Source organism: Paenibacillus sp. MDMC362 (genome assembly GCF_003269305.1).
GTDB lineage: Bacteria > Bacillota > Bacilli > Paenibacillales > Paenibacillaceae > Paenibacillus_AQ.
Map to the genome: position 1 here is coordinate 83919 of NZ_QLYT01000010.1, position 22544 is coordinate 106462.

General features: G+C 49.2%; 20 protein-coding genes. 5 read left to right on the forward strand and 15 right to left on the reverse strand.

From position 1 onward, the window contains the following. The first annotated feature begins 115 nt into the window (after positions 1-115). The 4 genes from DP091_RS05110 to DP091_RS05125 all read left to right on the forward strand — a co-directional run bounded on the left by DP091_RS05110 (position 116) and on the right by DP091_RS05125 (position 4390). Entirely contained in the window at positions 116-1456 is a 1341-nt protein-coding gene (locus DP091_RS05110) for an ABC transporter substrate-binding protein (protein ID WP_113057347.1), read from the forward strand. Between the two features lie 118 nt (positions 1457-1574). Further along, entirely contained in the window at positions 1575-2474 is a 900-nt protein-coding gene (locus DP091_RS05115; protein ID WP_009589786.1) for a carbohydrate ABC transporter permease, read from the forward strand. Between the two features lie 62 nt (positions 2475-2536). Further along, complete coding sequence (locus DP091_RS05120) at positions 2537-3313, forward strand: carbohydrate ABC transporter permease (RefSeq protein WP_373456890.1); 777 nt, start codon at positions 2537-2539, stop codon at positions 3311-3313. Between the two features lie 45 nt (positions 3314-3358). Beyond that, positions 3359-4390, forward strand: a complete 1032-nt coding sequence (locus DP091_RS05125; protein WP_113057349.1) for a glycoside hydrolase family 88/105 protein — start codon at positions 3359-3361, stop codon at positions 4388-4390. A 157-nt stretch (positions 4391-4547) separates the two neighbouring features. Here the strand turns inward: DP091_RS05125 and DP091_RS05130 are convergent, their stop codons facing one another. The 11 genes from DP091_RS05130 to DP091_RS05180 all read right to left on the reverse strand — a co-directional run bounded on the left by DP091_RS05130 (position 4548) and on the right by DP091_RS05180 (position 17882). Further along, positions 4548-6620, reverse strand: a complete 2073-nt coding sequence (locus tag DP091_RS05130) for a peptidoglycan D,D-transpeptidase FtsI family protein (RefSeq protein ID WP_113057350.1) — start codon at positions 6618-6620, stop codon at positions 4548-4550. A 26-nt stretch (positions 6621-6646) separates the two neighbouring features. Continuing rightward, the gene (locus DP091_RS05135; RefSeq protein ID WP_113057351.1) at positions 6647-7264 is read right to left on the reverse strand and encodes an NUDIX hydrolase; all 618 of its coding nucleotides are present in this window, start codon (positions 7262-7264) and stop codon (positions 6647-6649) included. Between the two features lie 256 nt (positions 7265-7520). After that, the gene (locus DP091_RS05140; protein WP_113057352.1) at positions 7521-7853 is read right to left on the reverse strand and encodes a potassium channel family protein; all 333 of its coding nucleotides are present in this window, start codon (positions 7851-7853) and stop codon (positions 7521-7523) included. A gap of 121 nt (positions 7854-7974) precedes the next feature. Beyond that, positions 7975-11310 carry a DEAD/DEAH box helicase gene (locus tag DP091_RS05145; protein ID WP_113057353.1) on the reverse strand — a complete coding sequence of 1112 codons (3336 nt, stop codon included), beginning with the start codon at positions 11308-11310 and terminating at the stop codon, positions 7975-7977. Between the two features lie 261 nt (positions 11311-11571). Next, the gene (locus DP091_RS05150; RefSeq protein WP_113057354.1) at positions 11572-12081 is read right to left on the reverse strand and encodes a GNAT family N-acetyltransferase; all 510 of its coding nucleotides are present in this window, start codon (positions 12079-12081) and stop codon (positions 11572-11574) included. A gap of 102 nt (positions 12082-12183) precedes the next feature. Continuing rightward, on the reverse strand, positions 12184-13074 hold the full coding sequence (locus DP091_RS05155) for a TIGR01777 family oxidoreductase (protein WP_113057355.1): 891 nt from the start codon (positions 13072-13074) through the stop codon (positions 12184-12186). Between the two features lie 133 nt (positions 13075-13207). Next, complete coding sequence (locus DP091_RS05160) at positions 13208-14338, reverse strand: class I SAM-dependent methyltransferase (RefSeq protein WP_113057356.1); 1131 nt, start codon at positions 14336-14338, stop codon at positions 13208-13210. 28 nt (positions 14339-14366) lie between these two features. After that, on the reverse strand, positions 14367-14936 hold the full coding sequence (locus DP091_RS05165) for a methyltransferase domain-containing protein (protein WP_113057357.1): 570 nt from the start codon (positions 14934-14936) through the stop codon (positions 14367-14369). Between the two features lie 23 nt (positions 14937-14959). Further along, on the reverse strand, positions 14960-15127 hold the full coding sequence (locus DP091_RS31240; protein WP_181469730.1) for a hypothetical protein: 168 nt from the start codon (positions 15125-15127) through the stop codon (positions 14960-14962). 25 nt (positions 15128-15152) lie between these two features. After that, positions 15153-16388 (reverse strand): glycosyltransferase family 4 protein, encoded by a 1236-nt coding sequence (locus tag DP091_RS05170; RefSeq protein ID WP_113057358.1) that lies wholly within the window; start codon positions 16386-16388, stop codon positions 15153-15155. A 567-nt stretch (positions 16389-16955) separates the two neighbouring features. Continuing rightward, complete coding sequence (locus DP091_RS05180; protein WP_113057359.1) at positions 16956-17882, reverse strand: PhzF family phenazine biosynthesis isomerase; 927 nt, start codon at positions 17880-17882, stop codon at positions 16956-16958. A 301-nt stretch (positions 17883-18183) separates the two neighbouring features. Here DP091_RS05180 and DP091_RS31690 point away from each other — a divergent pair, with 301 nt between their 5' ends. Next, positions 18184-18393 (forward strand): hypothetical protein, encoded by a 210-nt coding sequence (locus tag DP091_RS31690; RefSeq protein WP_258394408.1) that lies wholly within the window; start codon positions 18184-18186, stop codon positions 18391-18393. Positions 18394-18445: 52 nt separating this feature from the next. Here DP091_RS31690 and DP091_RS05190 read toward each other — a convergent pair whose 3' ends face one another. From DP091_RS05190 to DP091_RS05205, 4 genes are all read right to left on the reverse strand, one after another. Further along, positions 18446-20581, reverse strand: coding sequence for an Ig-like domain-containing protein (locus DP091_RS05190; protein ID WP_113057360.1), 2136 nt, complete (start codon positions 20579-20581; stop codon positions 18446-18448). A gap of 210 nt (positions 20582-20791) precedes the next feature. After that, the gene (gene pgsA / locus DP091_RS05195) at positions 20792-21376 is read right to left on the reverse strand and encodes a CDP-diacylglycerol--glycerol-3-phosphate 3-phosphatidyltransferase (RefSeq protein WP_113057361.1); all 585 of its coding nucleotides are present in this window, start codon (positions 21374-21376) and stop codon (positions 20792-20794) included. Between the two features lie 45 nt (positions 21377-21421). Continuing rightward, positions 21422-21847: a metallothiol transferase FosB gene (fosB, locus tag DP091_RS05200; protein WP_113057362.1), complete on the reverse strand. Its 426-nt coding sequence runs from the start codon at positions 21845-21847 to the stop codon at positions 21422-21424. Next, on the reverse strand, positions 21828-22541 hold the full coding sequence (locus DP091_RS05205; RefSeq protein ID WP_113057363.1) for an HAD family hydrolase: 714 nt from the start codon (positions 22539-22541) through the stop codon (positions 21828-21830). Before DP091_RS05205 ends, fosB begins: the two co-directional genes overlap by 20 nt. Between the last annotated feature and the right edge of the window lie 3 nt (positions 22542-22544).

Genomic DNA, 22544 nt, shown 5'->3' on the forward strand with positions numbered 1-22544 from the left:
AAATTGCACGGTTTTTTTCCTTACGCTTTCCCCGCAGACACTAGATAATTGGGAATGTAAGCACTAACATTTGGAGCGACATGAAATGGTTGATTAACAAAGGGGAGGAAATGGAATGAAAAAAGTGTTAAACGCGGTTCTGATGTTTTCCCTGATCGGAAGTTTGATCGGCTGTTCGGGCGGCGGCGCCGCAGAACCACCGGCAAACGGCGGAACCGGAACGGAAACGCCGCCGGCGGCAGCAAGCGACAGCAAGGATCCGGTCAAGCTCCGCATTGCGTGGTGGGGCGGTCAGTCCCGGCATGATTATACCTTGAAGGTCATCGAAATGTATGAATCCCAGAATTCGCATGTCACCATTGAACCGGAATATGCTCCATTCGATGACTACTGGAAGAAGCTTGCTCCCCAAGCGGTGGCTGGCGGACTTCCGGACATTATCCAGATGGATATCTCCTACCTGAATCAATATGCAGGCCGGAATCAGCTGGCGGATTTGAAGCCGTTCACCGAGAGCGGCGAGCTGGATGTCGCCGATGTCAGCGAGAATGCGCTGAGCGGCGGCGAGGTCAACGGCAAGCTGGTTGCCATGAACCTCGGCGTGAACGCACTCCAGACCACATTCGACGTGGAGACGATGAAGAAGAACGGCATCGATATTCCGTCCAAGGATTGGACCTGGGACGACATGGACAAAATGGGGGCCCAAGCCAAAGAAAAAGGCCTGCAAATCGGAGGCTTTGCTTACCGGCATGACGTCTTCTTCCCGTACTACCTAAGAACCATCGGGCAGAAAATGTACAGCGCTGACGGCAAAACCATCGGATACAGCGATGACCAGCCTTTTATCGATTACTTTACCCGCTACCAGAAATGGTATGACAACGGATATATCCTCTCCCTGGACAAGGAAGCCCAGAAGAAAGGGGTAGCCGAAGAGGATGAAATTGTCCTTGGCAACTCTATATCAGGCACCGGCTGGTCCAACCAATTCCTCGCCGTGGCCAATCTGGTAACCGATCGCCCATTGGAGCTGAATCCGATGCCGGGACCCGGAACAAAAGAAGGACTTTTCCTCAAACCTTCGATGTATTTCTCGGTCACCGAAACCTCCAAGCATAAAGAAGAAGCCGCCAAATTCATCAGCTTCTTCATCAACGACATTGAGGCCAACAAGCTGATCAAGGGCGAACGCGGCGTTCCCGTATCCGCCAAGGTGAAGGAAGCGCTCAAGCCGCTCCTCTCCGAGAACGAAGCCAAGATTTTCGACTATGTTACTTGGGCTGAGGCCAACAGCACACCAGGCGATCCGCCTAACCCGATCGGCGCGGTGGAGATCGAGAAGCTGCTGCGAGATCTCAGTGAACGCATCCTGTTCAAGAAAATCTCGATCGAAGATGCCGCGGCCGAGTTCCGCAAGGAAGCGAATGCCATCTTGGCCAGATCTCAGCAATAACCAGGACACGGCTAGACAAGGCATCTCCGGCACGTCTTTCCCGTGCAAGAGATGCCTTTTTACATCAGTGACCCCTGCACGGGGCGCAACCAAATCTGAATCGTAGGGGTTGAAATCTATGAAGAGGCTCCGTGAGAACGAGCACATCACCGGTTACGTGTTTTCAGCGCCGTTCGTTCTTGGTTTTCTCATCTTTACCTTATATCCAATTCTGTCGTCCCTGTATTATTCGTTCACCAATTACAATCTGATGGAAGCGCCAAGATGGCTGGGCTTGGGGAATTATGAACGGTTGTTCCTGGAGGACGACAAGATCGGCAAATCGTTCCAGGTCACGTTCACCTATGTATTTGCCAGTGTCCCCCTCCGCCTCATCTTCGCCCTCTTTGTTGCCATGATCCTGAATACCGCAACCAAGGCCGTGGGATTGTACCGCTCCGCCTTCTACCTGCCCTCTCTCATTGGCGGAAGCGTGGCCGTGGCTATCATGTGGCAGCAGATCTTTGGCGACAAGGGACTCGTGAACTCTGCCCTTTCCCTCTTCGGGATCCATTCCACGACCTCTTGGATCGGAAATCCGAGCACGGCGCTATGGACACTGATCGCCTTGTCCATCTGGCAGTTCGGCTCCTCGATGATCATTTTTCTGGCTGGTTTGAAAAATATCCCGAAGGATTACTATGAGGCTGCCAGCGTGGACGGTGCCAATGCGGTCCATCGCTTTTTCAAGATTACGCTGCCTATGCTCAGCCCCATTATTTTGTTTAATTTGACGCTCCAGACGATTTCGGCGTTCCTGACCTTCACTCCGGCCTACATTATTTCGCGCGGAGAAGGCGGGCCACTGGACCAAACGCTGCTCTATTCGCTCTATTTGTACCGCAAGGCGTTCTCGCATTTCGAGATGGGATACGCGTCGGCGCTTGCCTGGATCATGCTCATTATCGTTGGTGTCCTGACCCTGCTCATCTTCAGATCATCTACCCGCTGGGTTCATTACGAGTCGAAAGGAGATTGACGGTTATGACCAAATCCAGACGTGTTCTCTACCATACCCTGGTCGGATTGTTCGCCCTCTGCATGACTTATCCGATTCTGTGGCTGGTCGCCAGCTCGCTGAAGCCCAATCATGAAATATTCACGACGGCTTACAGCCTGATTCCGAGTCGGCTGGAATTCTCGAATTATGCTACAGGCTGGAAGGGTTTTGCCGGGACTACCTTCGGTACCTTCTTTAAAAATTCTTTTATCATTGTCATCATATCCACCATCGGTGCCGTCGCTTCCTCTGCGCTTGTCGCCTTCGGCCTGGCTCGGACCAAGTTCTTCGGTCAGCAATTCTGGTTCGCCTGCATGATGATTACGATGATGCTGCCTCATGATGTCGTGATCGTTCCGCAGTATGTGATGTTCGCCAAATTCGGCTGGCTGTCTTCCTTCAAACCATTAATTGTTCCCCAATTCTTCGGCATTCCGTTCTTCATCTTCCTGATCATGCAATTTATCCGCACCATTCCGAAGGAACTGGATGAAGCCGCCAAGATTGACGGATGCAGCAAATACGGGATATTTTTCCGGATCGTTGTGCCATTGATCGTACCCGCTCTCATTACGTGTTCCATATTCTCCTTCTACTGGAGATGGGATGATTTCATCAATCCGCTCATTTACTTGAACAATCCGGAGAAATACCCGGTGTCACTTGCCTTGAAGCTGTTCCTTGACGGGGAGTCGCTTAATAACTGGGGCGGCATGTTTGCCATGGCTACCTTATCGCTGCTGCCGGTCGTCATCGTCTTCTTTATCTTCCAGAAATATATCGTGGAAGGGATCAGCACGACGGGATTGAAAGGGTAATTCATAAAGATAGAAGCAAATCGAATATGAAGGGAGTTTCTCATCATGCCTGCACTTGTATTTGATGATCAACAGATTGAGCTTGTTATAGACCGTGTGGTCGACCGGACCTTTCGCATGGATTTCAGCTGGGACTGGCCGGGCGGGGTCGCCTTATACGGAGTATGCGAAGCCTATAAGGCCACCGGCAAACAGGAGTATCTGGAACAGCTGAAGGCCTGGGTCGACGAGAATATGGAGGATGGGCTGCCCAAGCTGTCCGTCAACGGCGTCTCCATCGGTCATTCCCTGCTGACCTTATACGAGGTTTATGAAGATGAGCGGTATATTGAAACGGCCATGGAAATGGCCGAGTTTCTCACGCATGATGCGCTGCGTTTCGGCAACGGCATCTTTCAGCATACGGTGAACTCTGAAACGTATAACTTTCCGGAGCAGGCGTGGGTTGATACGATGTTCATGGCAGGCTACTTCCTGCTTCGGATCGGCGTGATGCTGAACCGGGAGGATTACTTCGAGGATGGCCTGAAGCAGTACCATGGCCATGAGGATTGCCTGCAGGATCCAGTTACGAATCTCTATTACCACGGCTGGGACAATATCGCCGGCAACCATATGTCGGGCGTGTTCTGGTGCCGGGGCAATGCCTGGGCCGCCATCACGATGGCCCGTGCGCTGGAGCTCGTGCCGGTTACGCATCCTTCCTTCATGATCATCGAAGGCTCGCTGCGCGACCAGCTCAGCACCCTGGTTCGGCTGCAGCATGAATCCGGCCTGTGGCATACGATCACGACCGATCCGCAGTCTCCGCTTGAAACGTCCGGCTCGGCCGGCATCGCCGCCGCCCTGCTGACCAAGGGACGCATCTACAATAAATACACGCAGAAATCGATTGACGGCATCTTGTCCAAGATTACCGAGGATGGTACCGTAACCGGCGTATCCGCAGGAACGGCCGTCATGAAAGATGCCGCAGGTTACAGAGGCGTACCCGATAAGCGAATTCAGGGCTGGGGTCAAGGCTTGGCTCTGACCTTTCTCGCGGAAGTACTGAAGATCAAGGCCAATCCTTATTAATTAAACGGGATACAAAAAAAAGGCAGGATTGGAGAGGATCAAGTTTGCCTCTACAACCTGCCTATAATGATATGCACTCACAAGCGGATGGTATTGATTAATATTCGATTAACATGAAACGGCTGCACCCGATATACGTTCATCCAATATCATTGGTTTAGTCTCCTGTCTCGTCTTGAGTGCTGTCCTTCTGCTCTTCTGTCTTCTTCGGATGCGGTGTTCCATCAAGTCCGTAGACTTCGTCATAAGCGTCGAATATCTTCCTCGCAATCGGCGCGGCGCTTTGCGAGCCGAAGCCGCCCTCCGGCACAACGACGGCAACTGCCAGCTTCGGATGATCTCGCGGAGCAAAAGCGATGAAGACGCCGTTATCAATCTTTTGCCATCTTCCATTCACCTTAGCTTCCTGCTCGGAGGTTCCCGTTTTGCGGGCAAAATCATATTTAAAATCATCGAATGCGGCCAGCCCCTGCGTATTCATCCCCCGCTTAATGGTCTGCCAGTATGTTTTAGGAAATTCGACCTCGTTCAGGACCTCGCGCCCGAATTCCTTGACCACGTTGCCATCCTGATCCGTGACTTTGCTGACCAGCTGCGGCTTGACCCGCTTGCCTTCATTCGCCAGCATGACGGTGTATTGAGCAAGCTGTAGAGGGGTGTATTTACCCTGCTGACCGAAGGAAGCGTAGGCTAACGCCGCCAGATTGCTTCCCGCTGCTTTGGTATCGGTATAATTTTTCAGTCCTTTATGCTCGTTGGGCAAGCCGCTCCCTGTTACGACGCCAAGACCAAACTTCTCCATATATTCATCCCAGACCGTAACGCCCTTCTCCCCGCCATACTTGCTGACTAGCCTTTTGCCAATCATATCAATCATAAAAGCATTTGAGGATTGCTGAATCGCTAACTGCGGTTTGATGGGTCCGTTTCGATGACCGCTCGAGTTGGAAATTCTCGTTTCGCTTCCTTCCCGACCTATGGTGGCGTACCCTTGATCAGGATAAGTGTCATTAATGCCAAATAACCCCTCATTAAGCCCGATCAGCACCGTCAGCGGTTTAATGACGGAACCGAGAAAAATCATGGATTCAAAGCCGTTTCCCGAGCGACCTGATCCATAGATCGTAATCGTGCCGTTTCCCGACGCGTCTACGACATCCTGCGTAATTTTGCCACCATTTACACGCACATTCGAGTCGTAATCCGGCATGCTCGCCATCGCAACCACATGACCGGTATCCACCTCCATGGCGACCGCGTATCCAGTTAAGGCATCCTTATGTAACTTACCCGATACCGGATGAGTATGAAGATATTGAAGCTGATCCATAATGGCCTGCTCCGTAGCAAGCTGAATGTCTTTATGAATCGTGGTGTGAATATCATGGCCTTTTTCAGGAGCGACCATCGTCGGAACGCCATCCACCATATTCTGCGGATTAATCGGAATGCTGAGATATCCGCTCTTGCCGCGCAGTTCTTCCTGAAACATCCGCTCCAATCCGTCATAGCCAATCCACTCTTCTTCCATATAGATCAATCCTGGATTCTCCTGATCCTTGTTGCTCTGATCGATAGCCTGGTAATCCTTAAGGTCTTTAGAGCCTCTGAATTTCTTTAGAAATCCGATCGTTTGAACTGCCACCGTATCCGGGTCATAGTGTCTAACATTCTCCTCCACGATCTGGATGCCGGGAAACTTGGCACGGTTCTCCATAAAATAAGCGATCTCTTCCTTCGTCAAATCCGTCTTGATGCGTCTCGGTTCATAACCATGCTGCTTAATATATTCCAAATCCAGGTCTTTAATCACTTTCTTCACCGTGATCGGTTCGGCCTCGGGGTCCCCATACTTGTTGAACGCCTGGACAATTCGTTTTGCCATTTCCTCCGCTTCCGGCCTGTTCGCTTTGCCCTTGTCCGTCTTGCTGCTGTAATCTTTCATGAGCGTGATATATAAAGAGTTTGAAGCCGTAGAATAAGCAAGCTTGGTGCCGGACGCATCGATAATGGATCCCCGGATCGGCTGCAGCGGGAAGTGCTTCTGCTCTCCCCCGGTTTCCTGACTCGCAAGCTCGGGTCCCTCAACGAACTGCAAAATGGCCATTCTAACGATAATGACGCAAAAGATAAGAAAAGCACTAAAAAAGAAAATATTGATCCGTCCATTGAATTTGCGTTTCATTTCCACTTCATCCGGTACATCCTTGTAAGGTTTAAAGCCCTTCACATTGTCTACGCTCCTTTGTATATGGATTAATCCAGCCAAGTTGGCAGATGCGGGTTGTTCTCGAATTCGAACATTCGCTGCAATTGCTCCTTCGTATTCCGTTCCTCAGACAGCGGAGGCAGTTCGTCCTGCCGGAAAAAACCGACAGCGGACGTCTCGATCCCAACGTCTGCAGCTCCGCCCGTAATGTCGCACTGAATGAACATTTTGTACACGTGGAAGGCCGAAGGCGGATGGTTATGAAATTTCTTGTCCAATACGGCCAGCAGCCTCCCTGCACGCACGTCGTAACCCGCTTCTTCCTTCACTTCCTTCACAACCACTTCGGCAGGCGATAGACCGATGTCCGCCCATCCTCCCGGCAGTGCCCAAGCCCCGTCGGCCTTTTCCTTCACCAGGAGCAGCTTTCCGTCTTGAAAAATAACGCCACGGACGTCTACCTTCGGCGTTTGGTATCCGGTTTCACTCGCAAACAGCGTACGAATCTTCTCATCGCCTGCTTCGGTATACTCCTGCATGATCTTGATGCTGAGCTCTCTCAGCTGCTCAAATCTTTCCTTGTCATAAACATCTCTCGTATATTCCAGTCCGGCCTGGCTGATCGCCTGAATCTCCTTTGCCCAATCCAACCATTTCAATGTCATAGTTTCATCCCTCTTCGCGATTTCTTCTCATATATATAACGCCTGCAACCCACGATTGGTTTATAATGGAAATCCATGATTTAAAAATTATAACATATTTCCTGGCATAAAAAAGATGACCCCTGACGATTGACGATTTCAGAGGTCATCTGCTGCTAGTTAAGTCCAAAACTATTTTTCTATGAACCCTCCACATATCGGGTCACAGCTCAATCTCCTGGACGTTTCCTATTTTCCATTCGGAGTCACTTAGGTCCTACTCATCCCTTTGATTCGTTCGGATTAAGGCATATGCCAATTGGCCGGCCGTCCCCAGGAATAAACCCGTTCCGACGACAATATACACCATCGTGAATGTTTTACCAAGCGCCGTCTGCGGCACGAATTCCGGATGACCGACCGTGCTTAAAGTCACTACGCAGAAATACAGAGCATCCAGCACCGACAGCCCTTCCTGCCTGGTATAAAACATCGTGCCCGATATGAGCATAATGACGATCAATACAAACAGCGCTACAAAATACCGCTGCTTAAACGCTCGAAACAGACCGCTGAAAAGACGTTTTAACGTTAGTAAAAAAGATATCATCCCGGAAACCGTCCTATTCTATAACTGGAGTATACGTTACATTAATCACATACATATATTATAATCAGCGTTTATGTTCGGCGCCCATCCAGCTAAGGATGAACGGAGAGAATATTCCTTCTTAGCTCTGAAGCGACAGCAGCTCCCGGATTTCCGCCTCGGTCCAGCTTGGAAGCGACTCTTCTCCCGGCTGAACCAGTTCCTCGATCAGATCCTTCTTCTTCTGCTGCAGAGCGACCATTTTATCCTCGATGGTATCCTGAGCCACCAGCCGTATCACCTGTACAACCTTCTTCTGTCCGATGCGATGTGCCCGGTCCGTCGCCTGCTGCTCCACAGCCGGATTCCACCACAAGTCATACAAGATCACCGTATCGGCCCCGGTCAGGTTCAGCCCCGTTCCTCCTGCCTTCAGCGAGATGAGGAACACTTCCCGTTCTCCCTCATTGAAGCGTTCGCACAGCTCCACCCGCTCCGACGCCGGAGTCTGTCCATCCAGGTAGAAAAACGGGATCCCCCGATATCCGAGCTCGCCGGCAATCAGATTCAGCATCCCCGTAAACTGGGAGAATACCAGCATTCTTCTGCCTGCAAGACGACATTCCTCAATGGTTTCCAGGAGCTGCTCAAACTTGGCCGAACTGCCCTCATAGCCTTCCACGAATAGGGCCGGGTGACAGCAGATCTGGCGCAGACGGGTAATGCCCGCCAGGATGCGAATCCGGCTTTTCTGAAATCCATCCTGCGCCAAATGCTTGAGCGTCTCCTGTCTTAACTTCGCAAGATAGGCGGTGTACAGCTTCTTCTGTTCGATCAGCAGGCTCGATGCCTGAACCGTCTCGATCTTCTCCGGCAGCTCCTTGAGCACATCCGATTTCAGCCTGCGAAGCAGGAAGGGACGCACCCGCCTCACCACGGTTTCTTTCGGCAATTCCTGAAACGCTTTTCGGTCTCCAAAGAGTGCCGGGAAAACGGCGTCATATATGGACCACAGCTCCTCCAGCCGGTTCTCGACCGGGGTGCCTGTCAGTGCAAACCGATAACGGGCATGAAGCGTTTTGACAACCTGAGCCGTTTGCGTTGTGTAATTTTTAAAGAATTGGGCTTCATCCAGAATTAACGTTAAGAACGGCAGCTTCGCATACCGCTCAACGTCCCTGCGGAGCAGCGGGTACGAAGTAATGATGACATCTGCGTTCCCCGCATTCTGTATAATCTTCGTCCGCTCGGTCTGCGTGCCATCGGCAATGACGGCCTTGATCTCGGGCGCAAACTTCTGGAGCTCGTTAAACCAGTTATAGAGCAGTGAGGCAGGCGCCACGATAAGTGCAGGTTCGTTACGCTCTCTGATCTCCGGGAGCACCGACAGAATGAAAGCAATGCTCTGAATGGTTTTACCGAGGCCCATGTCATCGGCCAAGATGCCGCCGAAGCGGTAGTGGGCCATCGTCTTCATCCATTGGAAGCCAAACTTCTGATAATCCCGGAGGACCGGTTCGAGGCTCGGCGGCACGGCAAAATCCAAATGATCCGGATTCTTCACGTGCTGCAGCATTCGGCGCAAGGATCGGCCAAGTTGAACCGTGGATCCCGCTTCTTCCCAATCCAGCAGCTGAAGTCCTTGGACTGCCGGCATTTTGAATTCTGTGCCCTCCCCTTCGTATAACCAAGGCCCTACCCGGTTCATTAAGGCAACCATGGCCTGGAACTCGGCGCTCTCCAGCGGAAGCAGCGCTCCGTTTCGCAACCGGTGATACTTGCGTTTTTCTTCAAGCGATTTGACGATTTCCCGGATTTCGGCTTCCCGAATCCCCTCCATGTCAAACTTCAATTCAAGCCAATCCGTCCGTTCGTCGACCTCCACCCGCACCTTGGCTCCCATCGGTTCAGTAAGCACCCGTTCCTTCACGGCTGTCGTTGCATAAACAACCAGCAGCTTCTCCAGCTGCGGAATCGTATGATACAGAAAATCGTATTCGGCATCCTCATCGTTCATGAAGAAACCGCCATCCGTTTTGGCAAAGGAGGCGTTCTCCATAAGCTCAAGTATCCGCTGCTCCTGCTCTCCGTCGCGAACGAGGATTGAGCTGCTGCTGCGTGTTGCTCGATGTCCCTCCAACGGATTAATGGTGATTTCTCCGTATTGAAATTCGAGTCCGGCCAAAAGCCGGCCGCGCACCCGGTCCAGATAGAGCTTCGCTTTCAAAGGTGTTTTGACAATGCGGTCCGATACGGTCTGTGCCACATGGACACTCCCAAGCTTCATCAGCCCCGGAACCACCCGTTCCATCATGGACTCCATCATCTCAGGCTGAATCCGGATATGCGGTTTATTCGAATTCTCAAGCAGCCGTTTCATCTCGGAGAGTCTTCTGCAAGCATCCAATTCAAGCTGAATGAGCTTACCGTCCACAATGACGAGGTCGTAGCCCTCCAGAACGATCATTCGATCCAGTCCCTCGACCTTCATCAGGTAGTGATCATCCCCGGCTTCATCAAACTCGAATTGAAGGGGGATCGGATCTTGAACGAATTCCAGCTTATCCGTGAGAATCCCGTCCAAAGACAACAGGGAATGGTTCGAATGGGATAATCGTTCCCTTACCTGAGGCCAAAAAGTGGGAGGAATCAGCAGCATTCGGTCTCCGCCTCCGTTTTTGCCATGCGGAGCATACATGTCCAGCGACTGTTTAAACATGCTTTCATGCTCATATATACGAATGAGCTCCTGGAGAATATCATCATCCTCCTTCTGAAAGCTGTGTTGCTCCGGATCGTACGTGAAATTCTTCGTGAACATGCAGGTCTCTCCGTGCTTTACACACGCCAGAAACTCTCGGATCCGCTGCACGATGTACAGGCGTTTCTTACCGATTCTCAGCTCAACGCCGAACAGGTATTTCCGGTTTCCGTAAGGATATAACTTAAAAGTAAACTCCATCCCCAGAACTTCCCGGGTGTCAAACCTGGATGCTGCCGTAGCCCTCCGGCCTGCAGAATAAGAGAACAATCCGAGCAGTTGGCTGCTGAGCCGCGCATCCTGCTCTCCTTCGTCCGAGCTTCTTTCATGCTCGGGAGAGTACCGAGGTGTTAATTGCCCGTCTCCGTTATTTCCGCTGCCAGAAGGAAGTAATAATGATGGATAGGGTCGGATTGGAGCTTCCACCATCTGCTCAATATCGCGGATGTTCAGGAGCAGCGCCGCAATATGTCTGCACCGCTTCCTGGAGAATCCATAATCGATACAGCTGCATTCCGTGAAGACATCCCCGTTCGAGTCAATCTCGGCATAGGCGGTACCCGACTCCTGATCTTTTACTTCAGCCTCGTATTTTCGAGCGTCCGGATCTTGTTTCAGCATCGTTACATGTCCATCTCTATATAAAACCCCGCCGCGATCGTAGGAGGTCTTTCCGCATAATAGTTTGATCACCCGTTCGGTCAGCTGGTAACCCATAACCACAATCCCTTCTCTATTTGCTGCTAAAAAACAGTATACCATGTTGGGCGGGAAAGCTAGTAATGCCGACGATTGATATTCGAAAACGTCTATCGACGTCCATTCTCCGAAGACAAAAAAGAACTCGCCTTACGGCAAGTTCTCTTCCGCTGTTTCTCATAAGACCAGTTCAAATTGTCATAAGGGTTGTGTTTTAATCGACGTCCATTTGCGATAGAATCGCTCATCTCGATCCATCCAACCCGTCCGTTTCATGGCTTAGATCCGTTTGTAATACAGCACCGTCCCGTCCAGCTCGCCGTTAGAGGATATGGCATAATCGGGTATGACTCCGGCTTGGATGTAACCCAGAGATTGATAGAGCTTGTTGGAGGGGTCCCCCTCCCGGGTATCTAAGACCAGCAACGTTCGGCCCTCTGCCTTGGCTTTTCGCTCCAGATGCAGCATCAACGCTCTGCCGATGCCTCCGCGACGAGATACAGGATGCACCATCAGTTTTACTGCCTCGGCCCGGTGTCTGCCATTTGCCTTCATGGCGCACTGCAGCTGAACCGTGCCGATCGCCTGCCCATCCTGCAGCGCAACCCACAGGGTAACCCCTGGACCAAGCACATCCGCCCAGTAAGCGGAAGCTTCATCGTAAGACAGCGGCGCTAAGAATCCTACCGATGCCCCATCTTCTACTACCCGAATCAATAATTCCGTTAATTGATGATGCGTTTCGGGTTCTAATTGGTCGACCTCCATAATCGTAAACGCAGAATTCATACAGGAACTCCCTCTTTCAACTAATTAATTTATTCTATCCGTTCCGGTTTCATATGCAATCATTTTTATACAATGCGTAACCCACCACGCGTTTCAACCCACTTATCGCTTCAAGATATCAGCCAGTGCTTTATTCAGCGTATCATATGTAAAATGATATCCTGCCTTGCAGAGTCTGTCCGGAATGACCCATCGGCTCTTCAGCACGAGTTCCGTTTCGGTTTGAATCAGCCGGGCCCCCAGTTCAAGCAGCCATCTGGGTGATGGCAATCCCATTCTGCGATTCAATGCATGCCGGAGCTGCTCCATTAGTTCCTTGTTCGTAACTGGATAGGGGGATGAACAATTGAATATCCCGCTCAGCTCCGCCCTCTCCTGTAAAAACAGGATCATGCGGTACAGATCCTCCACATGAATCCAGCTGAACTTTTGCTTGCCCGTACCTTGAACGCCACCGAGTCCGTATTTTACCAAGTTAGCATAAGGCGTCATGACGCCGCCCCCCGGTCCCAGCACGATGGCAATGCGTAAAGCGATTTGTCTTGTTTGAGGCAGTGAGAACGAGAAGAAAGCGAGCTCCCACTCCTTGGCAACCTCAACGGAGAAACCTGTCCCTATTTCGCCATGTTCCTCCGTCATCGGCTTATCTTCGGCATGGCGATAAATCGTGGCCGTACTGGAATTAAACCATGTGCGCGGAGGAGTGCGGCATACCTCGATAGCCGTGCCGAGTATATTCGTTGTATCTATTCTTGATTTCAGAATCAGCTTCTTATTTTCCTCATCGTACCGGCAATTGACCGATTTACCTGCAAGATTAATGAGCACATCCGCCCCCTCCAGAGCAGCGACGATCGCTTCATGATCGTTCCATGCGATATGTCCCTTCCGCCGGGATATCATGAGTACTTGTGCTTGCTGCTCATTCGTGAATTTTTTCGCAAGGTAAGTTCCGATAAAACCCGTTCCACCAGCCAAAACGATCTTTTTCATAGAATAGAATCAGCTCATTTCTCTATGTTTTATCTACTTTATCAATGTCCATTTTATTCTATTGGTTCTTACAATATATCATTTTTTCAATAAGAATAAAAAGAAAACACCTTCCTTGTAGAAGATGTTCCATTCATATAGCGCTGCCGGATTTGTATGATGATTTCATAAAAACACCAAATTCTCTTTTCTTCCCGGTCCCTTCGGTCTCCCCCAATTTCTCATAACTGTCAAATTGCGTTCCATTAAGCAAAATAGCCTTCTCCTTCTCCGGCTCGGCCCCTGATTCCCAGAAGAGGATCCCTGTTACTCTCTTGTCTAATGACCTCAGAAATGCTTCCCGTACCGGCAGATCGCCCATCAAATGATAGAATACGGTTAATAGCAATCCGATGCCGTATGTTTCCGAAAGAGTTGATCGTTCAAACCGTTCCTCCTTAAGGTCAAAGGAAACTCGTTCGAGAACATTTAGTTGCCTCGCCAGCTCGTAATGCTCAGCCATTGGCTCATAACCGGTAACGATTGCCCCCTGACGAGTAAATTGCCTTGCATAAAATCCAATGTTGCACCCGATATCGACTACCCTTTTCCCTCGCACGGATGCAGAATCCAGATACTCCATAATCAAATCCAAACGGGTAGGATAAGCATAATCCCGTTCACTTTTCAAATGCATGAAGTAAGGATTCAGAATTGGAGTATAAATCAAGGTTCGAAGATGACGGGAGAAGACCTCGGTTACCTGTTTCACGGCCGCCGTATTCTTCCAATACTCATCATCACGAACGGTCATTCGGGCGGGAATCCGTCTAACTCCGCTGCAGTACTGAAAAATGGCCCGATGGTGACCGTCTTTCACATGAAAATATCCGCCTTTCTTGTCGTATACAACCAGAATCGGATCTTTGCTGAAATGATCCGGGTTATTGCCGAATAAGGAAGCCATCGTGTCATATTGTAAGCGCCGCTGTTCCAATAGATCAGAATCCGAGATAGGCACCTTCATATCGCGGGTGGTAAATATGGAGGAATGCCAATCCAGATACAACTTCGGATCCCCCCCTTGATTCATAAAGTAACGGTACAATTGCAAATGGGGTGACAACCGAATAATTGGAAGATTGGCATATCTTGTATGAACTTCATACCACGCTTCCGTGTAGTTTGGAATTTCGGCTTTATGTTCCTCTTCTATGAAATCCGTAAATAACAATTCTATCGGTACTTTAGTGACAATGGTTTGTTCATGTGAATCAGATGACATGGCATAATCCCTCCACTTTACCGTACACTTATTGGCCTGTCATTGAAAACAAATAGGTGGAAAAATCACGATTAATGTAATCCTTGAAATGCCTCTTGTCAGCTACTGGAAACCGATCCAGTTCCTCCGTTGTCCATGCGCTTAAATGGGTCTCGAATTCATTGCCGTACACGGTTCCTTGGGGCCAGTCTGTTCCAATCGGAATATTAAGCAGGACATAGCGGGATTTTTGGATGCAGCTTTGCAGCAGGATAAGTGCACGCTCTTTTGTAAAGTGCTCCAGAACATCACCTAGGATGATCAGATCAAACTGTCCGGGCTGAACTCCTGTTTGGATATGCTCGAATGCATCCACTACATGAATATTGTTATAGAAACAGGAATGATATGCATCGATATTGGCCGGATAAATTTCAATCCCCTCGATTCGCGTGTTCCAAGATGAGCGAAATACGCGCCCTTCCCATACGTCCAAGTATTCTCGGCAGATCATCCCCCAGCGGCCAAAACCGACGCCGACATCCAGGACGGATTTAGGAGATACATATCGGATCAGATCTACACAATAAGATAAATTCTGCCAGTTTGATGTTCCCATGCCCATACCTCCTTTCGATCTCTCTACACCGTATTCATCATCATGTTAATAATCCGGTAATCCGGTATGAAATAATCCTTGGGGAGCCGGCTTACGGTTCGTTCCCATACCACTTGATTTACCATTACAGCAGGATGGGATTGATAGACCAGAAATAAATTACAATACAGATCTCCGGGTACCTCTGTCATGTTCCTTCCCCCCTTTCCCTGGTTATCATCCCTTGTTCATCTCTTGTCGATAGACTTTGAGCACTCCCTTCACCATGGTATCCAGGCCGCGATGGACCAATGCCCAATTACGTGCTTGTTCACCAAGAAGTGCCCTGTACGCTTCATCTTCCAGCAACAGATTCAAATGCGCAGCGAGCATATCGTCATTGCCCGTCAGAAAAAGAAGTCCATTCACCTCATGCTGCACCGCTTCTATTAAACCGCCTGCATCCGAGGAAACGATCGGCAAGCCGGCAAGCTGCGCCTCCATGACAGAATAAGAGAGAGTCTCCATCAGACTCGGCATAACAAAAATATCCGCCAACCCCAGCAATGCGGGAACATCGTCACGCGAGCCCCAAAATCGGACCGCCTCCCTTATTCCGAGCTGACGAACACGCTCTTCGTACAAGGAACGCTGATCACCGTCTCCAACAAGCCAGCACTCCCAGTCCTGACGGAGAGCATGGAGTTTGCCCAGAGCTTCCAGCAGCACGTGAACGCCCTTTTCATAACTGAGTCTGGAGGTGCTAATAATCACTTTTTTGTCCACTGGCCGGGTCAGGGCATGCTTCTTCTTCAAGCTTTTCTCGAAGCTTGGAATATCCATCGCATAGGGGATCAATGAGATACGGGATTCCGGCAAATTGAACTTCGATACCATGACATCCCGGAGCCATGACGAAGCTAACAGCACCCGATCACTGGATGTACCCCCGATGTTCTCAATCGATTTATAATAATTCCAGACGAGGGGAGGACTGGAGGGTTTAACTCCTTGATCCGTCTGAAGCATATCCAATATGGTAAGTGCCACAGAGGCATGGATGCTGGTTACCAAGGGAACGCCCGCGGGTTTCACACGGCTGACTGCCGCCGCAGCCAGCACATCCTGGGCATGGATCACATCGTATGGCTCCAAGCCCAAATAGGAAAGGGTCAGCTCCAAGCATAATCGCTCGGACTCTGCATACTTGATCCAAAGATCTGAGAAAATAGGCGATGTAACAGGGAGATTATTCTCCAGCATCGGCTTATAATGACTCTTAGGCACCTTTCGGTTGTCATCTCCATGCACGTAAAAGCAATCAATTCCGTCACCGATCATGTCGACCTCATGCCCAAGAGCCTCAAGACCCTGCTTCAACTGCAGCATATACTTCCATAATCCTCCGACATGAGGAATCTGGAATATCGTAACGAGCAATACCCTCAAGTCCCTCACCCTTTCTATCGTCATAACCAGCTTCCCGAACGTAATTACAGGATCGGCTCCCCTATCCGCAGTTATTAAACTCTTCTCTCGTTAAATGAAGGTCTCTGCCGTTCACAAGAAAGAGTGTCAACAAGTATCATCATGGATCTGATCCCGAAATCCCCATATATGCTCACCGGCATACCGGTCTCCATTCGCTCGAGTTCAGACTCATCCGATACTGCGATGCCTTCAGCGTTATTGACTATTCCGGCCCTTCAACTTAACCTAGTCCATTATATTCTTGGCCAATCATTCTGGACTCGTCAGTTATCTATTCCGCTTCACACATTTCTCTCATAAAAAAAGATCCCCGTAGGGATCTATCGATTTAATAGAGATATAATTTTGTCTTTCATAAACTGATAGCTGTGCGGATCATCCTTCTTCGCATAGAAACGGAGTCCGTCCAGCGCTTTGAACAGTTGATAGCCTAACAATCTCTCCTCAAAATATGGAATACTTACCCAAAGAACCCACTAGCATTTTGGTTACCTTAGGATATATCTGTATTTCTTCTTGTTCCTGCATGCATCGTACTCCTTGTTTGAATTAACTTATGCCGGTGATTCTATCATTCGATGGTCTTCCATTAATAGCTAACCTGAATTCCTTGACAAACACGGCCGTACCAGAAATATAGACATCCATGGTCTCTTTACGTCGGTTTACATGAACAACCACTCTACCGTCCTTTCCCATTTCCTGGCCCTGTTCAATACTAAATCGAGCAGAGGATAACTCAGGGTTCAGGTACGTCAAATAATAAGCTCCCATTACCCCCGATGCAGTTCCAGTTACCGGGTCTTCAATCGTGCCAGAATACGGCGATGAGAAGTGTCTCGCGTGCATGAACGAAGACGCATCCATCGTTTCCAGGCAAAAAGGATGCAGTGAGGCCTTGGGGTTTTCGGTTAAAATGTCCGGAAACACTGCGTTATCAGGCACCATCCGGTCAAAATGGTCTAATCCTTTTATCGGGACCAACAATGTCCAAATCCCCGTGCTTCCATAGACGATGGGCATACTTAAGTCCAAATCATCACGTTTCAGTCCTATGGATGATGCCAAGCAGTCAACATCTCCCTCGAAGGATATGAATTGAGGGTGATCCTGCTTCATCTTCATGGTTAATGGGCCTTCGGCATTTTGAAATTCTATAGGCAAATTGCCCACCTTGGTCTCAATCCACACGGTTTCTTTTTCCGGCAGCAATCCCCTGGTTTTTAAAGCATACATGGAGGCCATGGTGGCATGGCCGCATAAATTCATTTCATGGCCGGGTGTAAAATACCTCAATCTAATATCCGCTTGCTCGGATCGTAAGATAAAGGTGGTTTCATTGAATCCAACGCTGCAAGCGATGGATTGCATCTCTTCCTCCGTCAGATCATCTGCATTCAAAACCACACCAGCAGGATTCCCCTTGTTAGGCTGCGCGGAGAATGCATCATAATGAAGCACGTTTATGGATTTCATGTTCCTCTGCCCCTTCTTTCTGCACCGTCTATGATTTGCTATCCAAATTAGTGAAGATTTTACCATTAGGGATAGGTTAAATCCAGACCAAATTACAAACAGCTTCCTGCATAAGGTTCATTTCGTAAGCTAAGGAAACGGGCAAGCCTCTTTTGAATCCTCCCTCAGATCCCTGCATTATGCGCCACCGCGGTCCGAATTCTGCTGCCGCATTGGTTACCATTTTTTCTTAAAAAACAACTACGATACAGCCATTTACTGGTATAAACTGGCCACCGAGCTTGAGCTGCCTCCGGGTTACATGGGATTTCACACCCCCTCCTTCTCCACCTGGCTGCCTCACCTGCAATTGGCCGTTTGTTACGACCTAGGAGCCCATGCTCTTGCCAATCAGCATAATGAGCAGGCGCTCGTCTATCGCCCAGGCGATGAGACGATACTGGCGAACCGGAAGTATTTTCAAAACAAGCTGCAGGAGCTTCAAAATGACCAAGAACGGCCCAGTCCATAGAAAAGACAGCAGCCCGGCTTCTAAAAAGCCGGGCTGCTGCCAATGTGTGGTCCTATTTGACAGAGACGGTAATGGATACGGTCTTTGAATTGTACTGCCCTTTAATGCGGGCGGTTCCCTTCGCGATTGCTTCAATTCGCCCGTTCGTTACTTTGGCAACGCTGGAGTTGCTGGTTGTCCAAACGGCGGTGTCTTCAACATTTGTTTTCGCGCCTGTATCGAATTCGGCCGTAACCGTAACGGTTTTGACGTCACCGGGCTTCAAGTTCAGTTTCTTCTCGCTGACGATCAATTTCGTCATTTTCGGAACCACGTTTACCTTAACGGTAACTTCTTTGCCTTGGTATGAACCCGTAATCGTTGCCTTACCCTCGGCAACCGCCTTAATGGAGGTTCTGGATACCGTCACAATCGCAGTGTCTGAAGAACTCCAATTCATCTTGGATGAGAGCGAAACCGTTTTGCCGTTGCTGTAATAACCTGTAACTTTAATCGATTTGGATTTCTTGATGTTAAGATCAATATTCTCCGGCTCTACAACAATCTTCACTACTTCCTGTTCAACCACCACCGGAATCTTGACTTCTTTATTCAGATAAGTGCCTTTCAGCGTGGTCGAGCCTTTCGTTAATCCCTTGATCGTACCGTCTTTAATGACAGCGGCAGAGCCCGTCAGTGACCACTCAACGGAGGAGGTCACATCGCTCTCCGCGCCATCTTCAAATACAGCATTTATTTTCGGGAGCGCAATGCTTCTTCCCATAACCAGCTGATACTCTTCTACATCCGGCAGCAGCACCAGCACTTTTTCATTGACGGTAACCGGCACCGTCGCTACTAATCTGGAACCGATCTTACCGGTAATCGTTGCTGTACCGGCGTCAACGGCTTTGATTTTGCCCTCTTCGGTCGTTACCACTTTCTCATCGCTGGAAGTCCAGTTAACCGCGCTGCTGAAGTCCTCTTTCTCGTCGTCCAGAAGCGTTCCCGTCACTTTAGGGAAGGACTTGGATTCGCCTTTCAGCACATCCACTTCCGTATCTGCAGCCTCAAACTTGGTTACTGTCGGATATACTTTTACCGTAAATTCTTTACTGATTCCCAAGTAACTGACTTTAATGGTAGAGGTTCCCGAAGCTCTCGCTGTAATCACGCCACCATTAACGGAAACGGCCAGCGGGTTGGATGAGGTCCATTCCCCGGGCACGTCGATGGATTGCGAAGCCGCGTTGCGAACTTTGGCTTGTACCGTAATCGAATCATTCATGAACAGAACCGGATTCTTGACGAAATCCGTCTGATCCAGAATCAAAGCTTCATAAGGATTGCGCACATACACATCCAGTTTGGCCGTTGAACCCAGATAGCTCACGCTGATCGTAGATTTACCCAACGCAACCGGCTTTAGCTTGCCATCCTCAATCGTAGCTACGGAAGAATTGGACGATTTCAGCTCTATCTTATCCGTCACGTCCATACCTGTATCGGTCTCCGACTGCTTAGCGAATACCTTCAGCTCAACCGGCGCATCGCCAACCAAGAGCTCCAGATCTTCGCCCGGAACGATCGCAAGCTTTTGGTAAGGTGCAATGACTTTGACCGTGAAGGAAGCTTTAAGTCCTTTGTATTCCGCAGTCACGGTTGCGCTTCCCAAACCTACAAGGGTCAGTTCGCCTTTGCTCACTTTAACAACGCTGTCATCGGAAGTGGTCCACTTCGCTTCCGTGGTTACATCGTTCGTTCCGTCAGCCAACGCTTTAACGGTTAGACCTTCCGTTCCAAGCTTATGCTCCACTTTATCGGGCTGATCCAGTTTAAACTCGTCAATGGCAAATTTAACGTCGACGTCAATCGTCTTGATCGCGCCTTTGTATTTTGCCGTAATTCGCGCTGTGCCTTTCTCCAGTGGAATGATAAGTCCACCGTCAACCTTTACGATTCTCGTGTTGGACGAAGTCCACGTCGACTCATTGGTTACATCCTTCTTCGTAGAAGAGCCTTCAATGTTAGCCAATACTCGAAGTTGTTCCGAAGTTTCATTAACGGTTAAGTAAATTTTGCTCTCGTTCGTATCAAATTCAATCGACGTTACGTCCCCGGAGGCGGCGAATACGCTGGTTGGAAAAACCATCGCCAACATCATCACAACGACAAGAAACATCTTCGTTGTCTTTCTGTTTAAGCTCATTTATTTCTCTCCTTTGTACCTTCTGTCTCTCAGGCTTTTTTTCAGTCTATCTCTATATCGTCAGTTCCGGATGAAATCGTTACCTTCTGACGCCAAAATAGGCACAAAGTAGGATGTATTCCCAGCACCAGATTCCGAAACATATCCGTCGTGATAAAAATGGACAGCTGTCCCTATTCGTCAGCGGGGATAACGCTCATCCTGCTTAGATCAGTTCAATTTTATGAGTTTATAATTGTTCAACAGATAATGGACGCCCGAATATATCGTCAAGGCTACTGCTGCAAGCATGAGAACTTCATCCACTTGAATCATAGTGACGAGCTGAAACGGATAATTATCCAGCAATACCGCTGCAATGGCTATCACCTGAAGCACCATTTTCAATTTGCCGAGACTGTCAGCGGACAATGCGATTCCCTGCTCGGATGCAACCATCCTAAGCCCTGTGATCACAAATTCCCGCGCAATGATAGCAACGGCTATCCATGTCGCAACCATCCCGGATTGAACCATCATGATTAATGCAACCGATATGAGCAGTTTATCTGCGAGCGGATCCAGTAGTTTTCCGAGATTCGTGATTTGATTGTATTTTCTCGCGATGTAACCGTCCAGCTTGTCCGTAGCCGAAGCAAGAATGAACAGGCCAAGCGCGATACAGGTTCCATAAAGATGAATAAATCCGAAGAAGCGGCTTTTCTCGGTGAGCCATAGCGGATATTCAGCAAAAAAAAGAATAAATAATGGAATCAACAATATTCTGGCTATCGTTATTTTGTTGGCAAGGTTCATCGGCTCATCTCCTCGATCTGCATTGGGAATCGCTTGTTCCCCTAACTATTCGACATCGTAAAAGGTCATATGCTCCTTATCCGCGCGGTAATAATCCAGCCTGTCATTTAAACAGCCCGTATGAAACTCGAACATATGCCCATCCGGGTCCAGGAAGTAGATCGACTTCTTATCCTTCTCGTCCCTTGCCCTTCCCGGTAAAATCTCCACCTGGAGCGCTTGGAGACGAAGCAGCGTTGTTTCATACTCCTTCTCTTCCATAGTAAAGGCAATATGCGTATATGTTCTATTCGCGGTGCCTCTGTCGACATCTTCTTCATTTAAAGCAATCCACAGTCCGTTCAGATCAAAATAAGCCAGCTTTCTCCCTTTAACCAGCAGTTTGGCTTCAAACACGTCCCTATAAAAAGCGATGGACCGTTCCAATTCCGAAACAGAAAAACAAATATGGTTAATGGCCTGCAGTTTCATCGTTTAGCGACTCCTTTTTAATAGAAAATTCGATAAGATCCAGCACTTGCAGCGGTTGATGGATCTTCTCATGCTCGCTCTCAATGAACGTGTTGAACCAATAGGCGTGATACGGCCTAAGACCGGCATTGCCGGCTCCTCGCAGCTCATCTGAACCGCCATCCCCGATAAACAGAGATTCCTGTGGTGTTACGCACAATCGCTCACAAGCCATTCGATAGATTTCCGGGTTCGGTTTGGCTACCCCAACCTCATATGAGAAAATAACATCGTCGAAGTAAGGAGCCAATCCGCTCTGACCAAAGGAAATCACCTCTTCTTCCGAGCAGTTGCTGATCAAGCCTACCTTCAGACCCCTTTCACGCAAAAGCTCCAGCATCCTGCAGATCTCATTCGATATCGTATTGAAAGGGATTTTCTTCTCGCCGACTCTCGACTGAAAGAGAAACTCTACGTGTTCCTGATGATAGGGTAAACCCCGGGCATCAAGGATATCCCGGATCGCCGCGTGATAGTTGGGAAAATGACCATTCATTCTTTGCTCAAACCGGATGCTCCACTCCCGTTTAAACTCCGCTTCGGATAGCCCGATTCTGTTCATATAATCATAGGACCTCTTGGACACCCGCTTGCCGTTTGCGAATTCCGTAATTAACGTCTCGAATAAATCGAAGAACACCGCTCTGACCATCATGAA

What these genes read in the sequence shown, in the direction of transcription:
- DP091_RS05135 (WP_113057351.1), bottom strand. Translation starts at nt 7,264, where the DNA reads ATGACATTGAAATGGTTGGATTGGGCAAAGGAGATTCAGGCGATCAGC.
- DP091_RS05150 (WP_113057354.1), bottom strand. Translation starts at nt 12,081, where the DNA reads ATGAATTCTGCGTTTACGATTATGGAGGTCGACCAATTAGAACCCGAA.
- pgsA (WP_113057361.1), bottom strand. Translation starts at nt 21,376, where the DNA reads ATGAACCTTGCCAACAAAATAACGATAGCCAGAATATTGTTGATTCCA.
- DP091_RS31240 (WP_181469730.1), bottom strand. Translation starts at nt 15,127, where the DNA reads ATGACAGAGGTACCCGGAGATCTGTATTGTAATTTATTTCTGGTCTAT.
- DP091_RS05110 (WP_113057347.1), top strand. Translation starts at nt 116, where the DNA reads ATGAAAAAAGTGTTAAACGCGGTTCTGATGTTTTCCCTGATCGGAAGT.
- DP091_RS05140 (WP_113057352.1), bottom strand. Translation starts at nt 7,853, where the DNA reads ATGATATCTTTTTTACTAACGTTAAAACGTCTTTTCAGCGGTCTGTTT.
- DP091_RS05160 (WP_113057356.1), bottom strand. Translation starts at nt 14,338, where the DNA reads ATGTCATCTGATTCACATGAACAAACCATTGTCACTAAAGTACCGATA.
- DP091_RS05180 (WP_113057359.1), bottom strand. Translation starts at nt 17,882, where the DNA reads ATGAAATCCATAAACGTGCTTCATTATGATGCATTCTCCGCGCAGCCT.
- DP091_RS05145 (WP_113057353.1), bottom strand. Translation starts at nt 11,310, where the DNA reads ATGGGTTACCAGCTGACCGAACGGGTGATCAAACTATTATGCGGAAAG.
- DP091_RS05205 (WP_113057363.1), bottom strand. Translation starts at nt 22,541, where the DNA reads ATGATGGTCAGAGCGGTGTTCTTCGATTTATTCGAGACGTTAATTACG.
- DP091_RS05155 (WP_113057355.1), bottom strand. Translation starts at nt 13,074, where the DNA reads ATGAAAAAGATCGTTTTGGCTGGTGGAACGGGTTTTATCGGAACTTAC.
- fosB (WP_113057362.1), bottom strand. Translation starts at nt 21,847, where the DNA reads ATGAAACTGCAGGCCATTAACCATATTTGTTTTTCTGTTTCGGAATTG.
- DP091_RS31690 (WP_258394408.1), top strand. Translation starts at nt 18,184, where the DNA reads ATGGGATTTCACACCCCCTCCTTCTCCACCTGGCTGCCTCACCTGCAA.
- DP091_RS05115 (WP_009589786.1), top strand. Translation starts at nt 1,575, where the DNA reads ATGAAGAGGCTCCGTGAGAACGAGCACATCACCGGTTACGTGTTTTCA.
- DP091_RS05170 (WP_113057358.1), bottom strand. Translation starts at nt 16,388, where the DNA reads ATGACGATAGAAAGGGTGAGGGACTTGAGGGTATTGCTCGTTACGATA.
- DP091_RS05125 (WP_113057349.1), top strand. Translation starts at nt 3,359, where the DNA reads ATGCCTGCACTTGTATTTGATGATCAACAGATTGAGCTTGTTATAGAC.
- DP091_RS05190 (WP_113057360.1), bottom strand. Translation starts at nt 20,581, where the DNA reads ATGAGCTTAAACAGAAAGACAACGAAGATGTTTCTTGTCGTTGTGATG.
- DP091_RS05165 (WP_113057357.1), bottom strand. Translation starts at nt 14,936, where the DNA reads ATGGGAACATCAAACTGGCAGAATTTATCTTATTGTGTAGATCTGATC.
- DP091_RS05120 (WP_373456890.1), top strand. Translation starts at nt 2,537, where the DNA reads ATGACTTATCCGATTCTGTGGCTGGTCGCCAGCTCGCTGAAGCCCAAT.